The sequence below is a fragment of the Parafrigoribacterium soli genome (genome assembly GCF_040227235.1).
In the GTDB taxonomy this organism is placed as follows: Bacteria; Actinomycetota; Actinomycetes; order Actinomycetales; family Microbacteriaceae; genus Parafrigoribacterium_A; species Parafrigoribacterium_A soli.
The window spans coordinates 163,209-177,036 of the sequence record NZ_JBELNZ010000002.1; the positions used below are offsets into that span (position 1 = coordinate 163,209).

Sequence of the window (13,828 nt, forward strand, 5' to 3'; positions counted from 1 at the left end):
CCACCAGAAGTGGACCGCATTGCCGCCTCGCGCGCAGCGGTTGCTGCGCGGCGCGGCAGGGCGGCAGTGAAGTCCGCCATCGGTCACCGCCAGCGCACGGCAGTAGACGTCGTCGAGACCGCATGGTCGGCGATCGCACCCAGCCCCGAGGGAAGTCTCCGGGTGCGGGAACTGCTCACCAGCATCCCCGGTGTCGGCCCCACCCGAGCCCGGAGGATCATGGCGGAGCTCGGGATCGCTGAATCCAAGAGGGTTGCCGGTCTCGGTAGCAGGCAGAGAGCGAGCCTGTACGACTGGCTCGTTGAACGGGAGCACAGGCCGGAGGGACCGGAACCATCGAGGCTCGTCGTGCTCGCGGGGCCGACGGCAGTGGGCAAGGGCACCGTCTCGACCTACATTCGCGAGAACTATCCGCAGGTGCACCTTTCCGTGTCGGCGACGACGCGTGCGCCTCGACCCGGCGAGGTCGACGGCGTGAACTACTACTTCGTGGACGACGAGGAGTTCGACAGACTCATCGCCACCGGGCAGATGCTCGAGACCGCCACGGTGCACAACGCCTACCGCTACGGCACGCCGCGTGCCCCCATCGAGGCGGCCCTGGCCGAGGGGAAGAGTGTTCTGCTCGAGATCGACCTGCAGGGCGCTCGCTCCGTGCGTGCGGAGATGCCCGACGCCGTTCTGGTCTTCCTGCTCCCGCCCAGCTGGGAGGAATTGGTGCGCAGGCTCATCGGTCGAGGCACCGAGGAGACGCTCGAACAGCAGCGCAGGCTCGAGACGGCGAAGGTCGAATTGGCCGCTCAGGACGAGTTCGATTACAAGGTCGTCAACACCGAAGTCAGCCAGGCGGCGCAGGAAGTCGTAGACTTGATGGCAATCCCACAAAAGACTTGAGTATGCGTGCGCCGATTTCCACTCGGATGGCAGCATCGATTCACGAAGCACGAGGAGTACACGACATGGTTGAACGCGCCAAGGGAATCATCGACCCGCCGATCGACGAACTTCTGTCGAAGGTCGATTCCAAGTACGCCCTGGTGATCTTCGCCTCCAAGCGGGCCCGCCAGATCAACGACTACTACGCCGACCTGCACGAGGGAAGCCTCTTCGACAACGTCGGCCCGCTCGTGGACTCGACCATCGACGACAAGCCGCTCTCGGTCGCCATGCACGAGATCAACGAAGACAAGCTCGTCGTCAAGCCGCTCGCAGAGACGGCTGTCTAGAACGTCCAATCCGCGGTAACCGCAAGGAGCTCTGCATGGGCCGTCGCCTGAACGTTGTGGTCGGAGTCACCGGCGGTATTGCAGCGTACAAGGCGGTCGGCGTCATCCGGCTGCTGGTTCTGGCCGGCCACGACGTCCACGTCGTCGCCACGGATGCCGCGCTCCGCTTCGTGGGCAGACCCACGCTCGAAGCGATCAGTCGCAACACCGTTCACACCGACCTGTACGACGGGGTCGCCCAGGTGCGGCACGTGGCCATCGGGCAGGCGGCCGACCTGATCGTGGTCGCCCCCGCCACGGCGAACAGCATCGCCAAACTGGCCGCAGGTCTCGCCGATGACCTGCTCGGCAACACGATCCTCGCGAGCACGGCACCGCTCGTGATCGCGCCCGCCATGCACACCGAGATGTGGCGCAACCCCGCAACAGTCGCAAACATCGCGCTCCTCAGGTCGCGCGGAGTCATCATCGTCGGACCGGAATCCGGCCAGCTCACCGGCACCGATTCCGGCGCGGGCAGAATGTCGGAACCCGAGCACATCCTGGCCGCCGCGCTGGCGGCAGCCGGCCCGAAAGACCTGGCGGGCAGGCGCATCCTCGTCTCCGCCGGCGGCACACGGGAGCCGCTCGATCCGGTGCGCTTCATCGGCAATCGCTCGAGCGGCAGGCAGGGCGTCTCGATCGCTCAGGCCGCCGCGGCCAGGGGTGCAGAGGTCACGCTCGTCGGAGCGAATCTCGAGAGCGCAGTACCGGATCACCTCAACGTCGTCGCCGTGGGCAGTGCCCTCGAACTGGCCGATGCCATGAACACACACGCGGATGCGGCCGACGTGATCATCATGGCCGCGGCCGTCGCCGACTACCGTCCGGAGCGCGTGGAGGGCGAGAAGATCAAGAAAGAGCAGCAGGGCGAGACGCTCGACCTGCACCTCGTGAAGAATCCCGACATACTGCGCTGCCTCGTTGATGCGAGACGCGCGGGCCAGGTGATCGTCGGATTCGGTGCGGAGACCGAGTCTGACCCCGACTCATTCCTTGCGCTCGGTCGCGCGAAGGCGAAGCGCAAGGGCGTCGACCTGCTGGTCCTCAACAGGGTCGGATGGGCCGAGGGCTTCTCGACCGAAGACAACGCCGTCATCGTTCTCAATGGGGCCGGCGATATAGTTGGCGAGGCCGCCGGGAGCAAGTTGACGGTGGCCGATCGTATTCTCGATCTGCTGTCCTGAGTCACTCGAATACCACCCCGCGAGGCACAACACATGAGCACTGCACTGCGACTTTTCACCTCGGAAAGCGTGACGGAGGGCCATCCCGACAAGATCTGCGATCAGATCTCGGACAGCATCCTCGATGCTCTGCTCACGGAGGACCCGCACTCCAGGGTCGCGGTTGAAACGCTCGTCACCACGGGTCTCGTGCACGTCGCGGGTGAAGTCACGACGAGCGGCTACGTCGACATTCCTGCCATCGTGCGGGCCAGAATTTCGGAAATCGGGTACAACTCGTCCGAGGTCTGGTTTGACGGTCGTTCCTGCGGAGTGTCCATCTCGATCGGTGCTCAATCACCGGATATTGCTCAGGGCGTCGACCACGCGATCGAGAATCGCGAGGAATCGAGCACCGATGCGGGCGATCTGCAGGGTGCGGGAGACCAGGGCATCATGTTCGGCTACGCGACCACCGAGACGCGCGAGCTCATGCCGCTGCCGATCTGGCTCGCCCACCGCCTGTCGGAGCGACTAGCCGCCGTGCGCAAGGACGGAGTCGTCGACTTCCTGCGTCCCGATGGCAAGACCCAGGTGACCATCGGCTACGACGGAGCTATCCCGCGCACCGTCGAGACCGTCGTCGTCTCGGCCCAGCACTCGCCATCCATCAGCACGGCCGAACTCCGCAACAGCATCGAAGAGCTCGTCATCCGTCCCGTGCTCGAGACGATCGACCTCGACTCGAGCGACACGCGCATCCTCATCAATCCCACCGGCGTCTTCCACATCGGCGGACCGCAGGGTGACGCCGGGCTCACCGGGCGCAAGATCATCGTCGACACCTACGGCGGAGCGGCCCGCCACGGCGGCGGCGCGTTCAGCGGCAAGGACCCGTCGAAGGTCGATCGTTCCGCGGCATACGCCCTGCGGTGGGTGGCCAAGAACGCGGTCGCCGCAGGCCTTGCGGATCGCCTCGAGGTCCAGGTGGCGTACGCCATCGGCAAGGCGGCCCCGGTCGGCCTGTACGTCGAGAGCTTCGGCACGGGGCGTGTGAACGACGAGACGATCATCGCGGCCATTCGCGAGGTGTTCGACCTGCGACCGGGCGCGATCATCCGCGAGCTGGACCTGTTGAGGCCGATCTACGCGCAGACCGCCAGTTACGGCCACTTCGGACGGGAGCTTCCCGATTTCACCTGGGAGCGACTCGACCGCGTGGAGGCTCTGCGCACCGCAGCAAAGCTCTAGCGATGGCAGCGGCATCCATCGCGCGGGTGCTGATCGACTCATCCCTGCCACAACTCGATCGCCTGTTCGACTACCGGGTGCCCGCACAGTTCGCATCGGATGCGAAGCCGGGGGTTCGCGTGCGCGTACCGCTGCGGTCCGCTGACCGCATCGCCGACGGCATCATCATCGAGCTGGTCTCCACCGTCGAATACTCCGGCACGCTGAACGAGCTCGACGCAGTGGTTTCGCCGGTGCCCATCCTTGCGCCGGAGGTGTGGGCACTGGCCAGGAGGGTCGCGGATCGCGCCGCGGGAACAGCGAACGACGTCGTGAGGCTCGCCGTTCCGAAGCGCCAGGTGCGGGTCGAGAAAGCATGGCTCGCCGAGCCCTCGGAGGAGAGACCGCCGGCGGTGCTTCGTCCGGTCCAGCCCACCAAGGCCCCCGGCTACGCGCCTGAGGCCTTCGAGCAGGCGATCGCCTCCCGCAAGCGGCTCGCGGTGGAAGTGACACCACTCGTTGCGGAGTTGCCGGGCGGCGCCTGGGTGGGCGAGTGGGCGATAGCCATGGCCGCGGCGGCGAGCGAATCGATCGCCCTCGACCAGACCGCCATCCTGTGTGTACCCGACTATCGGGATCAGGAGCAATTGCTGGCGGCGCTGGCCGCGGTGCTCCCTCCCGAACGGATCGTGAGGCTGGATGCGCGCCAGTCCAATCCGGATCGCTACCGCGCGACGCTCGCCTGCCTCGACGATCGCGCACTCGTCGTCGTGGGCAACCGCTCGGTCGTCTACGCACCGGCGGGGCGCCTGGGACTCATCGCGCTCTGGGACGACGGTGATCCCTTACACGCCGAGCCGCTGAGCCCCTACGTGCACTCGCGCGACGCAGCGCTCGTGCGCCAGGAACAGCAGGGCTGCGCGCTGTTCTTCTTCGCTCATTCGCGCAGCGCGGAGGTGCAACGCCTCGTGGAACTCCGGTGGCTCGATACGCTGCGGCCGCTGCGCGGTTACGCGCCGAAGGTCATCCCCACATCACAGCAGGCGGCGCAGGACCCGCTCGCAGCACGGGCGCGCATTCCCACGACGGCGTGGAAGGAGGCGCGGGCCGCCCTCGAGCACGGACCAGTGCTCGTGCAGGTCGCCCGCCCGGGTTACGCACCCCGCCTGGCCTGCCAGGATTGCGGCCAGGCCGCCCGATGTCTGCGCTGCCAAGGCCCGCTCGGACTGAAGACCGCCCGATCGGCGCCCGCGTGCACCTGGTGCGGCGCACTCGCTGCGGAGTGGCACTGCGAGAACTGTGAGGGGCGCCGCCTGCGGCTCGTCGGACAGGGCGCGACGCGTACCGCAGAAGACCTGGGCCGCGCGTTTCCCGGTGTGAGGGTGATCATCGCCGACGGTGACCGACCGCTGCTCACCGTCGGCCCCGCGCCGGCGCTCGTGATCGCAACGAGGGGCGCCGAACCCGTGGCGGCCGGTGGCTACAGGGCGGTTCTGTTGCTCGATGGCGAGCGGATGGTTGCGCGAGAGAGTCTGCGAGTCGCCGAAGACTGTCTGCGCTGGTGGTCCAACGCCACCGCACTGGCCGCACGCGGTGCAACGACCGTGCTGGTGGGTGTCGGGGGCGCTCTCGCATCGGCGCTAGCGACCTGGCAGCTACCCGAGTACGTGCGTCAGGAACTCGCCGACCGGCGCGCACTGCGTTTCCCGCCCGCGGTACGGGTCGTCACGATCACCGGATCGGCGACGGCGGTCGAGACAGCGCTGGCGAGCATTCCGCAGGCGGAGCATCCGGAAGACGAAGCATCGATCGATGTGCTGGGTCCGGTGGCAATCCCGAGCGGGGGAGTGCGCGCCATCGCGAGATTTGACTATGCCGCGGGCGCCAGGGTCGCCGCTGCGCTGAGGGCCGAGGTCATCCGCAATGCCACGAGCCGCCGCAAACGTGCCGCCGGTGCCGCCGGGCAGCCGCCGATGCCTACACTTAAAGTGCGCTTCGACGACACGGAGCCATTCGCTGATTGATCACGGTGCCGACCGTGAGGAACGGTTCCTGTGCCAGCTCTCTCCCTTGTCTTCGCCGGCAGTCCCGCCGTCGCCGTCCCGAGCCTCGTCGCGCTCCATGCGAGTGGCCACCGGATTGCGGCGGTCGTCACCCGCGAGGATTCGGCGCAGGGCCGACGCCGCACCGTGACCCCGACGGCGGTGGCGGATGCCGCGGGCGCGCTCGGCCTCCCGGCCATCAAGGCGAACCGACTCACCGGCAGTGCCACCGAGCAGATCTCGGAGCTGAACGCGGATCTCGGCGTCATCGTCGCGTACGGCGGCCTCGTGCGTGAACCGCTGTTGAGCGCGCCGCGACTGGGCTGGATCAATCTGCACTTCTCGCTCCTCCCGCGCTGGCGAGGCGCGGCACCGGTGCAGCACGCCATCATGGCCGGTGACGACCTGACCGGAGCATCCGTCTTTCGTCTCGTCGAGGAACTCGACGCGGGTGACGTCTACGGTCAGCTGACGCAGTCGATCGGAGCCCACGAGACCTCAGGCGAATTGCTCGACTCGCTCGCCGAAGCCGGTGCCGAACTGCTGCTGCGCGTGGTCGATGCCATCGCCGACGGCACCGCGCGAGCGGAGGCACAGCAGGGTGACGTGACCCTCGCTCCCAAGCTGACGCTCGACGACGGCCGCATCGACTGGGCGGCGGATGTCGGCACGATCGATCGCCTGATCCGGGGCGTGACGCCGGAGCCCGGGGCATTCACGACCATAGACGGCGCACGATTCAAGGTGCTGCGGGCTGCGCCGGCGCAGAGCGCCGCGCCGCTCCAACCCGGCGCGCTGGCAGCGGAGGGACGCAGCGTGCTCGTCGGAACCGGCACGAGTCCACTCGAGTTGTTCACCGTGCAGCCGGCGGGCAAGAAGCCCATGCCCGCGATCGACTGGTGGCGTGGGCGCAGCGCGAAATCCGGGTCGGTGGCCGAATGAACGCGCGGCCGGCCCCCGCCGGGCACGTGCAGCAGGCTCGCCGCATCGCCTTCGAGATCATCACTGCGGTGCGCGAGTCGGATGCCTACGCGAACCTTCTGCTGCCCGTCAAGCTCCAGCGCGCGCGCCTGAACAGCCAGGATGCAGCCTTCGCGACCGAACTCAGCTACGGCACGCTGCGCCGCCAGGGCTACTACGACGCGGTGATCGAGATTGCCGCCGGGCGCTCCATCGACAGCATCGACGCACAGGTGCTCGACGTGCTCCGGCTCGGCGCCCACCAGTTGCTCTCGATGCGGGTCGCCTCGCACGCCGCCGTCAACGAATCGGTGTCGCTCGCGCGCGAGGTCGCGTCTCGCTCCGCATCCGGGTTCGTCAACGCCGTTCTGCGCACCATCACTCGCAGTTCCAGCGAGGAGTGGCAGCACAGGGTGCTCACGTCCGCCCGCGGCCAGGACGAGCGGCTGTCGGTCGAGCACTCGCATCCGGTCTGGATCGTCAGGGCGTTTCGGCAGGCCCTGACCGCTGAGGGGCGTGCCGACGAGTTGGCCGACCTCCTCACGGCCGACAACGTGGCGCCGCGCGTGAGTCTTGTCGCCCTTCCGGCAATCGCCTCGGTCGCGGAACTCGACGGAGCGCATGACGCGATCTATTCGCCCGTGGGCGCGACGATCGACGGGGGAGACCCCTCGGACTTCGCGGCCGTGCGAGAGGGTCGCGCTCGAGTGCAGGACGAGGGGTCCCAGCTCGCCGCGCTTGCCCTGAGCCGGGCTCGACCGATCGCGCCAGGGGAGCGCTGGCTGGATATGTGCGCCGGTCCAGGCGGTAAGGCGGCGCTTCTCGCCGCGGAGGCGATCGCCGGGGGAGCGACTCTCGTCGCCAACGAGGTCGCCCCGGCACGGGCAAAGCTCGTGGAGAAGGCCCTTGCCGCGTTGCCTGACCCGCCACAGGTGCTCGTACAGGACGGCGTACAACTCGGCAAGCAACTCCCGGGCCAGTTCGATCGCGTCCTTCTCGACGCGCCATGCACGGGACTCGGCGCGCTGCGGCGACGCCCCGAAGCGCGCTGGCGCAAGCGACCGGCCGATGTCGCCGAGCTGTCGAGGCTCCAGTCCGCGCTGCTCGATTCCGCCCTCACCGCCTTGAAGCCCGGCGGAATACTCGCCTACGTCACCTGCTCGCCGCACCTCGGCGAGACCCGGAGCGTCGTCGCCGAGGCGCTGGCAAGGCGGGGTGAGAAGGTGACCCGGCTTGACACCTCGGCCGTGCTCGACACCGTGACGACGCATCCGCTCGACCTTCCGGAGACCGATGGTCACGTGCAGCTGTGGCCGCATCGCCACGGCACGGACGCCATGTTCATCTGCCTGTTCCAGAAGCACGAGTGAGCGCGTCCCGGTTAGGGTAATCGCATGGCAGTGCGCATCAACCCGAGCATCCTGACGGCGGATTTCGCGAACCTCGAGCAAGAACTGGGACGCATCGCGAACTCCGACCTCATCCACGTCGATGTCATGGACAATCACTTCGTGCCGAACCTGACCTTCGGGCCGCGGATGGTCGAGAGCCTGCAGGCCGTGACGCCGAAGCCGCTCGACGTGCACCTGATGATCGACGACGCGGACCGCTGGGCTCCGGGGTACGCCGAGCTCGGCGCCTACTCGGTTACCTTCCACGCCGAGGCGACGACGGATGCCGTAGCACTCGCGCGGCGCCTCCGCCAGATAGGCGCTCGCGCCGGCATCGCGCTGAAGCCCGCGACACCGGCCGAGGCGTACCTCGACCTGCTCGGCGAATTCGACCAGGTGCTCGTCATGACGGTCGAGCCCGGCTTCGGCGGGCAGTCGTTCATGGAGGAGACCATGCCGAAGCTCGCGCAGCTTCGCGCGGCTGCACAGCGAACCGGCCTGGATGTCTGGCTCCAGGTGGACGGCGGAGTCAACGAGAAGACGATCGGCATCGCCGCGGAGGCGGGTGCGGACACCTTCGTCGCCGGTTCCAGTGTGTTCAACGCCGTTGATCCCGCGGCCCAGATCGAACTCCTCCGCGCCGCCGCGACGGCACATTCGCACTAGGCGATCACCCGCTCGCGCATCCGCACTGCACGATCTGCTTGGATGGTCCTATGAGCGAGTTCAATAAGACCAAGCCGGAGATCGAGTTCTACGAGGGCGAAGCGCCCGATGAACTGGTGAGCATCGATATCGAGGTGGGTGACGGCGCGGAGGCGACGCCCGGAGCGACCGTGGATGTGCACTATCTCGGCGTCGACCTCGAGACGGGCGAGGAGTTCGACTCGTCGTGGAGCCGCGGCCAGTCGGTGAACTTCCCACTGAGGAGCCTCATTGCGGGCTGGCAGGAGGGAATCCCCGGAATGCGCGTCGGCGGCAGGCGCCAGCTCGTCGTTCCGCCGCAGCTCGCCTATGGTCCCGCCGGCGGCGGACACCAGCTCTCCGGGCGCACCCTGATCTTCGTCATCGATCTGCTGGGCGTCAGCTGACCCTCGCGACCGGTAACGTTGACCCTGTGAAAACGTTCGACGACCTCTTTCAGGAGCTGGGCGAGCGCGCCGCCACCCGCCCAGCCGGTTCCGGTACGGTTGCCGAGCTGGATGCCGGAGTGCACGCGATCGGCAAGAAGATCGTGGAAGAGGCCGCAGAGGTCTGGATGGCCGCGGAGTTCCAGAGTGACGATGAGACGGCGATGGAGATCTCCCAGCTGCTGTATCACCTGCAGGTACTGATGCTCGCGAAGGGCTTGACGACGGCGGATGTCTACCGACATCTGTGATGCGCCAGTCTCCACCGACCCGCATCATTCACCCGACACGTAAAGAGAAGCCACCATGCTGCGCATTGCAGTTCCCAATAAGGGTTCGCTGTCCGACACCGCCATCCAGATGTTGTTCGAGGCGGGGTACGTCATCCGTCGCGATCCGAAGGAACTCATCGTCTCCGACCCTCGCAACGAGGTCGAGTTCTTCTACCTGAGGCCGCGTGACATCGCGACCTACGTCGGTTCCGGCGCCCTCGACGTGGGCATCACCGGTCGCGACCTGCTGCTCGACTCTGGCAGCGCCGCCGTGGAGATCGCCCACCTCGACTTCGGCGGGTCGACATTCCGCTTCGCCGGCCCCGCAGGTCGCTTCGCTGAGCTGTCCGAACTCGACGGCATCCGCGTGGCCACGAGCTATCCCGGGCTCGTCGGAGGTTTCCTCGCGGCGAACGGCATCTCGGCCGAACTCGTTCGACTCGACGGCGCCGTCGAGTCGGCGGTGCGCCTCGGTGTGGCGGATGCCGTTGCCGACGTCGTCTCCACCGGCACGACGCTCCGGCAGCAGGGCCTCGAGATCTTCGGCCCCGTCATCCTCGAATCCACCGCGGTGTTGATCAGCGCACGCGAAGATCTCGCGGGACTCTCGACGTTCCAGCGCCGCCTGCAGGGCGTGCTCGTGGCGCGGCAGTACGTGCTCATGGACTACGACCTTCCCGCCGACCTGATCGAGCGCGCCTCGGCCATCACGCCCGGCCTCGAATCGCCGACGGTGTCGCCGCTGCGCGATCGCGATTGGGTGGCAGTGCGAGTGATGGTTCCGCGCGCCGAAACCAACTCGATCATGGACGCGCTCTACGACCTCGGAGCTAGGGCCATCCTGGTGAGCCCGATCCACGCGGCGCGGATCTGACGATGACCGTCGCGGTGCGCGTCATCCCGTGCCTGGACGTCGCTGCCGGGCGTGTGGTCAAGGGTGTCAATTTCCAGAACCTGCGCGACGCGGGTGATCCCGTCGAGTTGGCCGCCCGCTATTACGAGCAGGGCGCCGACGAGCTCACCTTCCTCGATGTCACGGCGACGGTGGATGAGCGATCGACGACCTACGATGTCGTCCGCGCGACCGCTGAACAGGTCTTCATACCTCTCACTGTCGGCGGAGGCATCCGTTCTGCCGAGGATGTGGCGAGACTCCTGGCGAGCGGCGCGGATAAGGTCGGGGTCAACAGCGCGGCAATCGCCCGGCCGGAGCTCATCGGCGAGATCGCCGACCGATTCGGCTCGCAGGTTCTCGTGCTCTCCCTCGACGTCAAGCGGTCCCATGGGTCGTTCATCGTGACGACCCACGGTGGGCGCACCGAGACGGCGCTGAACGCGCTCGACTGGGCCGCGGAGGCGATCGACCGCGGCGTGGGCGAGTTGCTCGTGAACTCGATCGACGCCGACGGCACGCGCGCCGGCTTCGACCTGGAACTCATCTCGGCCATGCGGGAGCTCAGTTCGGTGCCCGTGATCGCCAGCGGGGGAGCGGGCGCCGTGGAGCACTTCGCGCCCGCCATCGCGTCTGGCGCGGACGCCGTGCTCGCCGCATCCGTATTCCACGACGGAGACATGACCGTGGGTGACGTCAAGCGCGGGCTCGCGGCCGCGGGAATGCTGGTGAGGTAGAGACATGGACAACGCAACGCTAGAGGCCGTCGTCGATCGCGCGGTATTCAACTCCGACGGGCTGCTGCCCGCCATCATCCAACAGCACGACAGCCTCGAGGTGCTGATGCTCGGCTGGATGGATGCCGAGGCACTGCGCCGCACCCTCACCGAGGGCAGGGTCACCTTCTGGAGTCGCTCACGCAAGGAGTACTGGCGCAAGGGCGACACCTCGGGTCACGTGCAGTACGTTCGGGGCGCAGCGTTTGACTGCGATGCCGACACACTCCTTGTCTCCGTGGACCAGATCGGTGCCGCCTGCCACACGGGCGCGAGGCGCTGCTTCGACGTCGACCCGCTCGACCCGATGACCGAGCGAGGTCCCGATGAGTGAGACCACGAGCTTCGATCAGTTCGCCGCGCTGCTGGGCGATCACCGGGTCGTCCCGGTCATCCGCGAGCTCTTCGCCGACGGCGAGACGCCGGTGGGCATCTATCGCAAGCTCGCCGGCGGAGCACCCGGCACCTTCCTGCTCGAATCAGCGGAGCAGGGCGGAATCTGGTCCCGTTACTCGTTCATCGGTGTGTCCTCCTTCGGCGTGCTGACCCAGCGCGCGGATGCCGCGGTCTGGCTCGACTACGGACTGTCCGCCGAGCGCGCGCTCGGTTCCGAGTGCCCGTCCGCGCCGCTCGAGGCGCTCGCGCATCTCTACGAGCGGTGGACAACGCCTCCGGTGCCCGGGCATCCGCCACTCACGGGCGGACTCGTCGGCTTTGTCGGCTGGGAGGCCATCCGACAGATCGAGCGACTGCCTAACCCCCCGCAGTCTGACTTCTCGATTCCGGGACAGGCCTTCAGCTTCGTAGCGGAACTCGTGGTCGTCGACCATGCCACCGGCAACGTTCTGCTGATCGCAACCGCGCTCAACGACGGTGAGGCCGACTGCGAAGCCCTGTGGGCCGAGGCGCAGAGCAGGCTCGACTCGATGCAGGAGCGGCTCTCGATGCCCTCGGAGGCGTGGCTGGCCGAGGTCGATCTCTCGGTGCAGGCGACACCCGTGCCTCGGATGCAGGCGAGCGAGTTCCACGGACTCGTCGAACGTGCGAAGCAGCATATCCGGGACGGCGACGTCTTTCAGGTCGTGATCTCGCAGCGCTTCGACCACGAGATCACCGCGCATCCGATCGACGTGTATCGCGTGCTGCGCACCCTCAATCCGAGTCCGTACATGTACCTGATGTCGCTCCTCGACGACTCGGGGGAGCCGTACTGGATCGTGGGCTCCTCGCCCGAGGCCCTCGTCAAGGTGGACCGCCGTCGCGTCTACATGCATCCGATCGCCGGCTCGCGACCGCGCGGCGGTGGCCCCGAGGAGGACCTCGCGCTGGCGGAGGAGCTCTTGGCCGACCCCAAGGAGCGCGCGGAGCACCTCATGCTCGTCGACCTGGCCCGAAACGACCTTCTCAAGGTCTGCGTTCCGGGCACCGTCGAGGTGAGCGAGTTCATGCAGGTCGAGCGCTTCAGCCACATCATGCACCTGGTCTCCTCCGTCGAGGGTGACCTGCGACCGAATGCCCACTCGCTCGATGTCTTCACCGCCACCTTCCCGGCCGGCACGCTTTCGGGCGCGCCGAAGCCCCGAGCGCTCGAAATCATCGACGAACTCGAGGTCTCGCAGCGCGGCCTCTACGGCGGCGTCGTAGGCTACTTCGGGTTCTCCGGCGACCTCGATCTCGCGATCGCCATCCGCACAACGACGATCGCCGGAGGCATGGCTCGCGTGCAGGCCGGTGCGGGACTCGTGGCCGATTCCGACCCTGAGACCGAGCACCGCGAGGCCCAGAACAAGGCCGCCGCACCCCTGCGGGCGGTCGCGGTCGCCAACTCGATGCGAAGGTTGAGTTGAACTTGTCCGCCAGGCGCCTGAAGTCCATCGCGCTCATCGGGGGCATCCTGACGAGCGGGCTCACGCTGCTGGCGTGGACGCAGTCGTGGTTCACGCTCGACGTGTCGACGACCGATGCCGCGCGCGCACGCATCTCGGTCGCGGGCAGCGTCGCCGCGCCCGACCTGTCCGCGCTGAGCCTTGCGGGACTCGCACTCGTCGCCGCGCTCGCGATCTCCGGGCCCGCGCTGCGGATCGTGTTCGGAGCCATAGAAATAGCGATCGGTGCGGGTGTCGCCGTGTCGAGCATTGCCGCCATGGCGTCACCGGTGGCGGCATCAACGGCGGCCGTGACCAAGGCGACGGGCGTGTCTGGCACGGCATCCGTCGCCCGCCTGGTCGCATCGACCGAACCCTCGGTCTGGCCGGTGATCGCCGTCGTCCTGGGCTGCCTCACGGCGCTCGTCGGGCTGTTCACGATCATCACCTGGCGGCGCTGGCCAGGTTCCGCCCGACGCTATGAGGCTTCACCGGATGCTCGTTCGATGCGTTCCTCCGGCCCAGTTTCCGACTGGGACAGCTTGAGCGGCGGCGAGGACCCGACCTCACGCTAGACTTTGGATTCAACATCCCTGAAGGAGCACAGTGAGCGACGACACATCAGATCCCGGCCACGGCAACTCGCCGGCTGCGTGGACCGCTGTGATCATCATGTTGGCAGCCTTCGCGGCCGGTACGGTCGCGTTCTTCCTCGATCTCCCCGTTCTCGTGTGGGTGTGCGCGGGCCTGTTGATCGTCGGCCTCATCGTCGGCTGGATCCTCGCGAGGCTCGGTTACGGAGTGGGCGGGTCCCGCTACGTCCCCAAAGAGCACTAGCA

Annotated in this window: 16 protein-coding genes; all 16 read left to right on the forward strand. The window is 67.5% G+C overall.

Annotated elements, in window-relative coordinates; translation table 11 throughout:
- Positions 1–9: 9 nt before the first annotated feature.
- The 16 genes from gmk (at position 10) to ABUA37_RS05065 (ending at position 13,826) form a co-directional block, all read left to right on the forward strand.
- Complete coding sequence (gmk, locus tag ABUA37_RS04990; protein WP_349898027.1) at positions 10–894, forward strand: guanylate kinase; 885 nt, start codon at positions 10–12, stop codon at positions 892–894.
- A 65-nt stretch (positions 895–959) separates the two neighbouring features.
- Entirely contained in the window at positions 960–1,226 is a 267-nt protein-coding gene (rpoZ, locus tag ABUA37_RS04995) for a DNA-directed RNA polymerase subunit omega (RefSeq protein WP_349898028.1), read from the forward strand.
- A 35-nt stretch (positions 1,227–1,261) separates the two neighbouring features.
- On the forward strand, positions 1,262–2,452 hold the full coding sequence (coaBC, locus tag ABUA37_RS05000) for a bifunctional phosphopantothenoylcysteine decarboxylase/phosphopantothenate--cysteine ligase CoaBC (RefSeq protein WP_349898029.1): 1,191 nt from the start codon (positions 1,262–1,264) through the stop codon (positions 2,450–2,452).
- Positions 2,453–2,485: 33 nt separating this feature from the next.
- Entirely contained in the window at positions 2,486–3,682 is a 1,197-nt protein-coding gene (gene metK / locus ABUA37_RS05005; RefSeq protein ID WP_349898030.1) for a methionine adenosyltransferase, read from the forward strand.
- A gap of 2 nt (positions 3,683–3,684) precedes the next feature.
- Positions 3,685–5,685, forward strand: a complete 2,001-nt coding sequence (locus tag ABUA37_RS05010; protein WP_349898031.1) for a primosomal protein N' family DNA-binding protein — start codon at positions 3,685–3,687, stop codon at positions 5,683–5,685.
- Positions 5,686–5,715: 30 nt separating this feature from the next.
- The gene (fmt, locus tag ABUA37_RS05015) at positions 5,716–6,645 is read left to right on the forward strand and encodes a methionyl-tRNA formyltransferase (protein WP_349898032.1); all 930 of its coding nucleotides are present in this window, start codon (positions 5,716–5,718) and stop codon (positions 6,643–6,645) included.
- The gene (locus ABUA37_RS05020) at positions 6,642–8,033 is read left to right on the forward strand and encodes an RsmB/NOP family class I SAM-dependent RNA methyltransferase (RefSeq protein ID WP_349898033.1); all 1,392 of its coding nucleotides are present in this window, start codon (positions 6,642–6,644) and stop codon (positions 8,031–8,033) included. The genes fmt and ABUA37_RS05020 overlap by 4 nt, the downstream gene beginning before the upstream one ends.
- A gap of 24 nt (positions 8,034–8,057) precedes the next feature.
- A complete protein-coding gene (gene rpe / locus ABUA37_RS05025; RefSeq protein WP_349898034.1) occupies positions 8,058–8,720 on the forward strand; it encodes a ribulose-phosphate 3-epimerase in 663 nt (220 codons plus the stop codon).
- 50 nt (positions 8,721–8,770) lie between these two features.
- Complete coding sequence (locus tag ABUA37_RS05030) at positions 8,771–9,145, forward strand: FKBP-type peptidyl-prolyl cis-trans isomerase (protein ID WP_349898035.1); 375 nt, start codon at positions 8,771–8,773, stop codon at positions 9,143–9,145.
- A 26-nt stretch (positions 9,146–9,171) separates the two neighbouring features.
- Complete coding sequence (locus tag ABUA37_RS05035; protein WP_349898036.1) at positions 9,172–9,435, forward strand: phosphoribosyl-ATP diphosphatase; 264 nt, start codon at positions 9,172–9,174, stop codon at positions 9,433–9,435.
- Between the two features lie 55 nt (positions 9,436–9,490).
- On the forward strand, positions 9,491–10,330 hold the full coding sequence (gene hisG, locus ABUA37_RS05040; protein WP_349898037.1) for an ATP phosphoribosyltransferase: 840 nt from the start codon (positions 9,491–9,493) through the stop codon (positions 10,328–10,330).
- Between the two features lie 2 nt (positions 10,331–10,332).
- Positions 10,333–11,085: an imidazole glycerol phosphate synthase subunit HisF gene (gene hisF, locus ABUA37_RS05045; RefSeq protein ID WP_349898038.1), complete on the forward strand. Its 753-nt coding sequence runs from the start codon at positions 10,333–10,335 to the stop codon at positions 11,083–11,085.
- Positions 11,086–11,089: 4 nt separating this feature from the next.
- The gene (gene hisI, locus ABUA37_RS05050; protein WP_349898039.1) at positions 11,090–11,458 is read left to right on the forward strand and encodes a phosphoribosyl-AMP cyclohydrolase; all 369 of its coding nucleotides are present in this window, start codon (positions 11,090–11,092) and stop codon (positions 11,456–11,458) included.
- The gene (locus ABUA37_RS05055) at positions 11,451–12,971 is read left to right on the forward strand and encodes an anthranilate synthase component I (protein WP_349898040.1); all 1,521 of its coding nucleotides are present in this window, start codon (positions 11,451–11,453) and stop codon (positions 12,969–12,971) included. The genes hisI and ABUA37_RS05055 overlap by 8 nt, the downstream gene beginning before the upstream one ends.
- 2 nt (positions 12,972–12,973) lie before the next feature.
- Entirely contained in the window at positions 12,974–13,564 is a 591-nt protein-coding gene (locus tag ABUA37_RS05060; RefSeq protein WP_349898041.1) for a Trp biosynthesis-associated membrane protein, read from the forward strand.
- A gap of 31 nt (positions 13,565–13,595) precedes the next feature.
- Complete coding sequence (locus tag ABUA37_RS05065; RefSeq protein WP_349898042.1) at positions 13,596–13,826, forward strand: DUF6704 family protein; 231 nt, start codon at positions 13,596–13,598, stop codon at positions 13,824–13,826.
- The last annotated feature ends 2 nt before the right edge of the window (positions 13,827–13,828 follow it).

Excerpts from the sequence above, each read along its gene's own strand:
- rpoZ (WP_349898028.1), top strand. The coding sequence starts at position 960 with ATGGTTGAACGCGCCAAGGGAATCATCGACCCGCCGATCGACGAACTT.
- coaBC (WP_349898029.1), top strand. The coding sequence starts at position 1,262 with ATGGGCCGTCGCCTGAACGTTGTGGTCGGAGTCACCGGCGGTATTGCA.
- metK (WP_349898030.1), top strand. The coding sequence starts at position 2,486 with ATGAGCACTGCACTGCGACTTTTCACCTCGGAAAGCGTGACGGAGGGC.
- ABUA37_RS05010 (WP_349898031.1), top strand. The coding sequence starts at position 3,685 with ATGGCAGCGGCATCCATCGCGCGGGTGCTGATCGACTCATCCCTGCCA.
- ABUA37_RS05020 (WP_349898033.1), top strand. The coding sequence starts at position 6,642 with ATGAACGCGCGGCCGGCCCCCGCCGGGCACGTGCAGCAGGCTCGCCGC.
- rpe (WP_349898034.1), top strand. The coding sequence starts at position 8,058 with ATGGCAGTGCGCATCAACCCGAGCATCCTGACGGCGGATTTCGCGAAC.
- ABUA37_RS05030 (WP_349898035.1), top strand. The coding sequence starts at position 8,771 with ATGAGCGAGTTCAATAAGACCAAGCCGGAGATCGAGTTCTACGAGGGC.
- hisG (WP_349898037.1), top strand. The coding sequence starts at position 9,491 with ATGCTGCGCATTGCAGTTCCCAATAAGGGTTCGCTGTCCGACACCGCC.
- hisF (WP_349898038.1), top strand. The coding sequence starts at position 10,333 with ATGACCGTCGCGGTGCGCGTCATCCCGTGCCTGGACGTCGCTGCCGGG.
- hisI (WP_349898039.1), top strand. The coding sequence starts at position 11,090 with ATGGACAACGCAACGCTAGAGGCCGTCGTCGATCGCGCGGTATTCAAC.
- ABUA37_RS05055 (WP_349898040.1), top strand. The coding sequence starts at position 11,451 with ATGAGTGAGACCACGAGCTTCGATCAGTTCGCCGCGCTGCTGGGCGAT.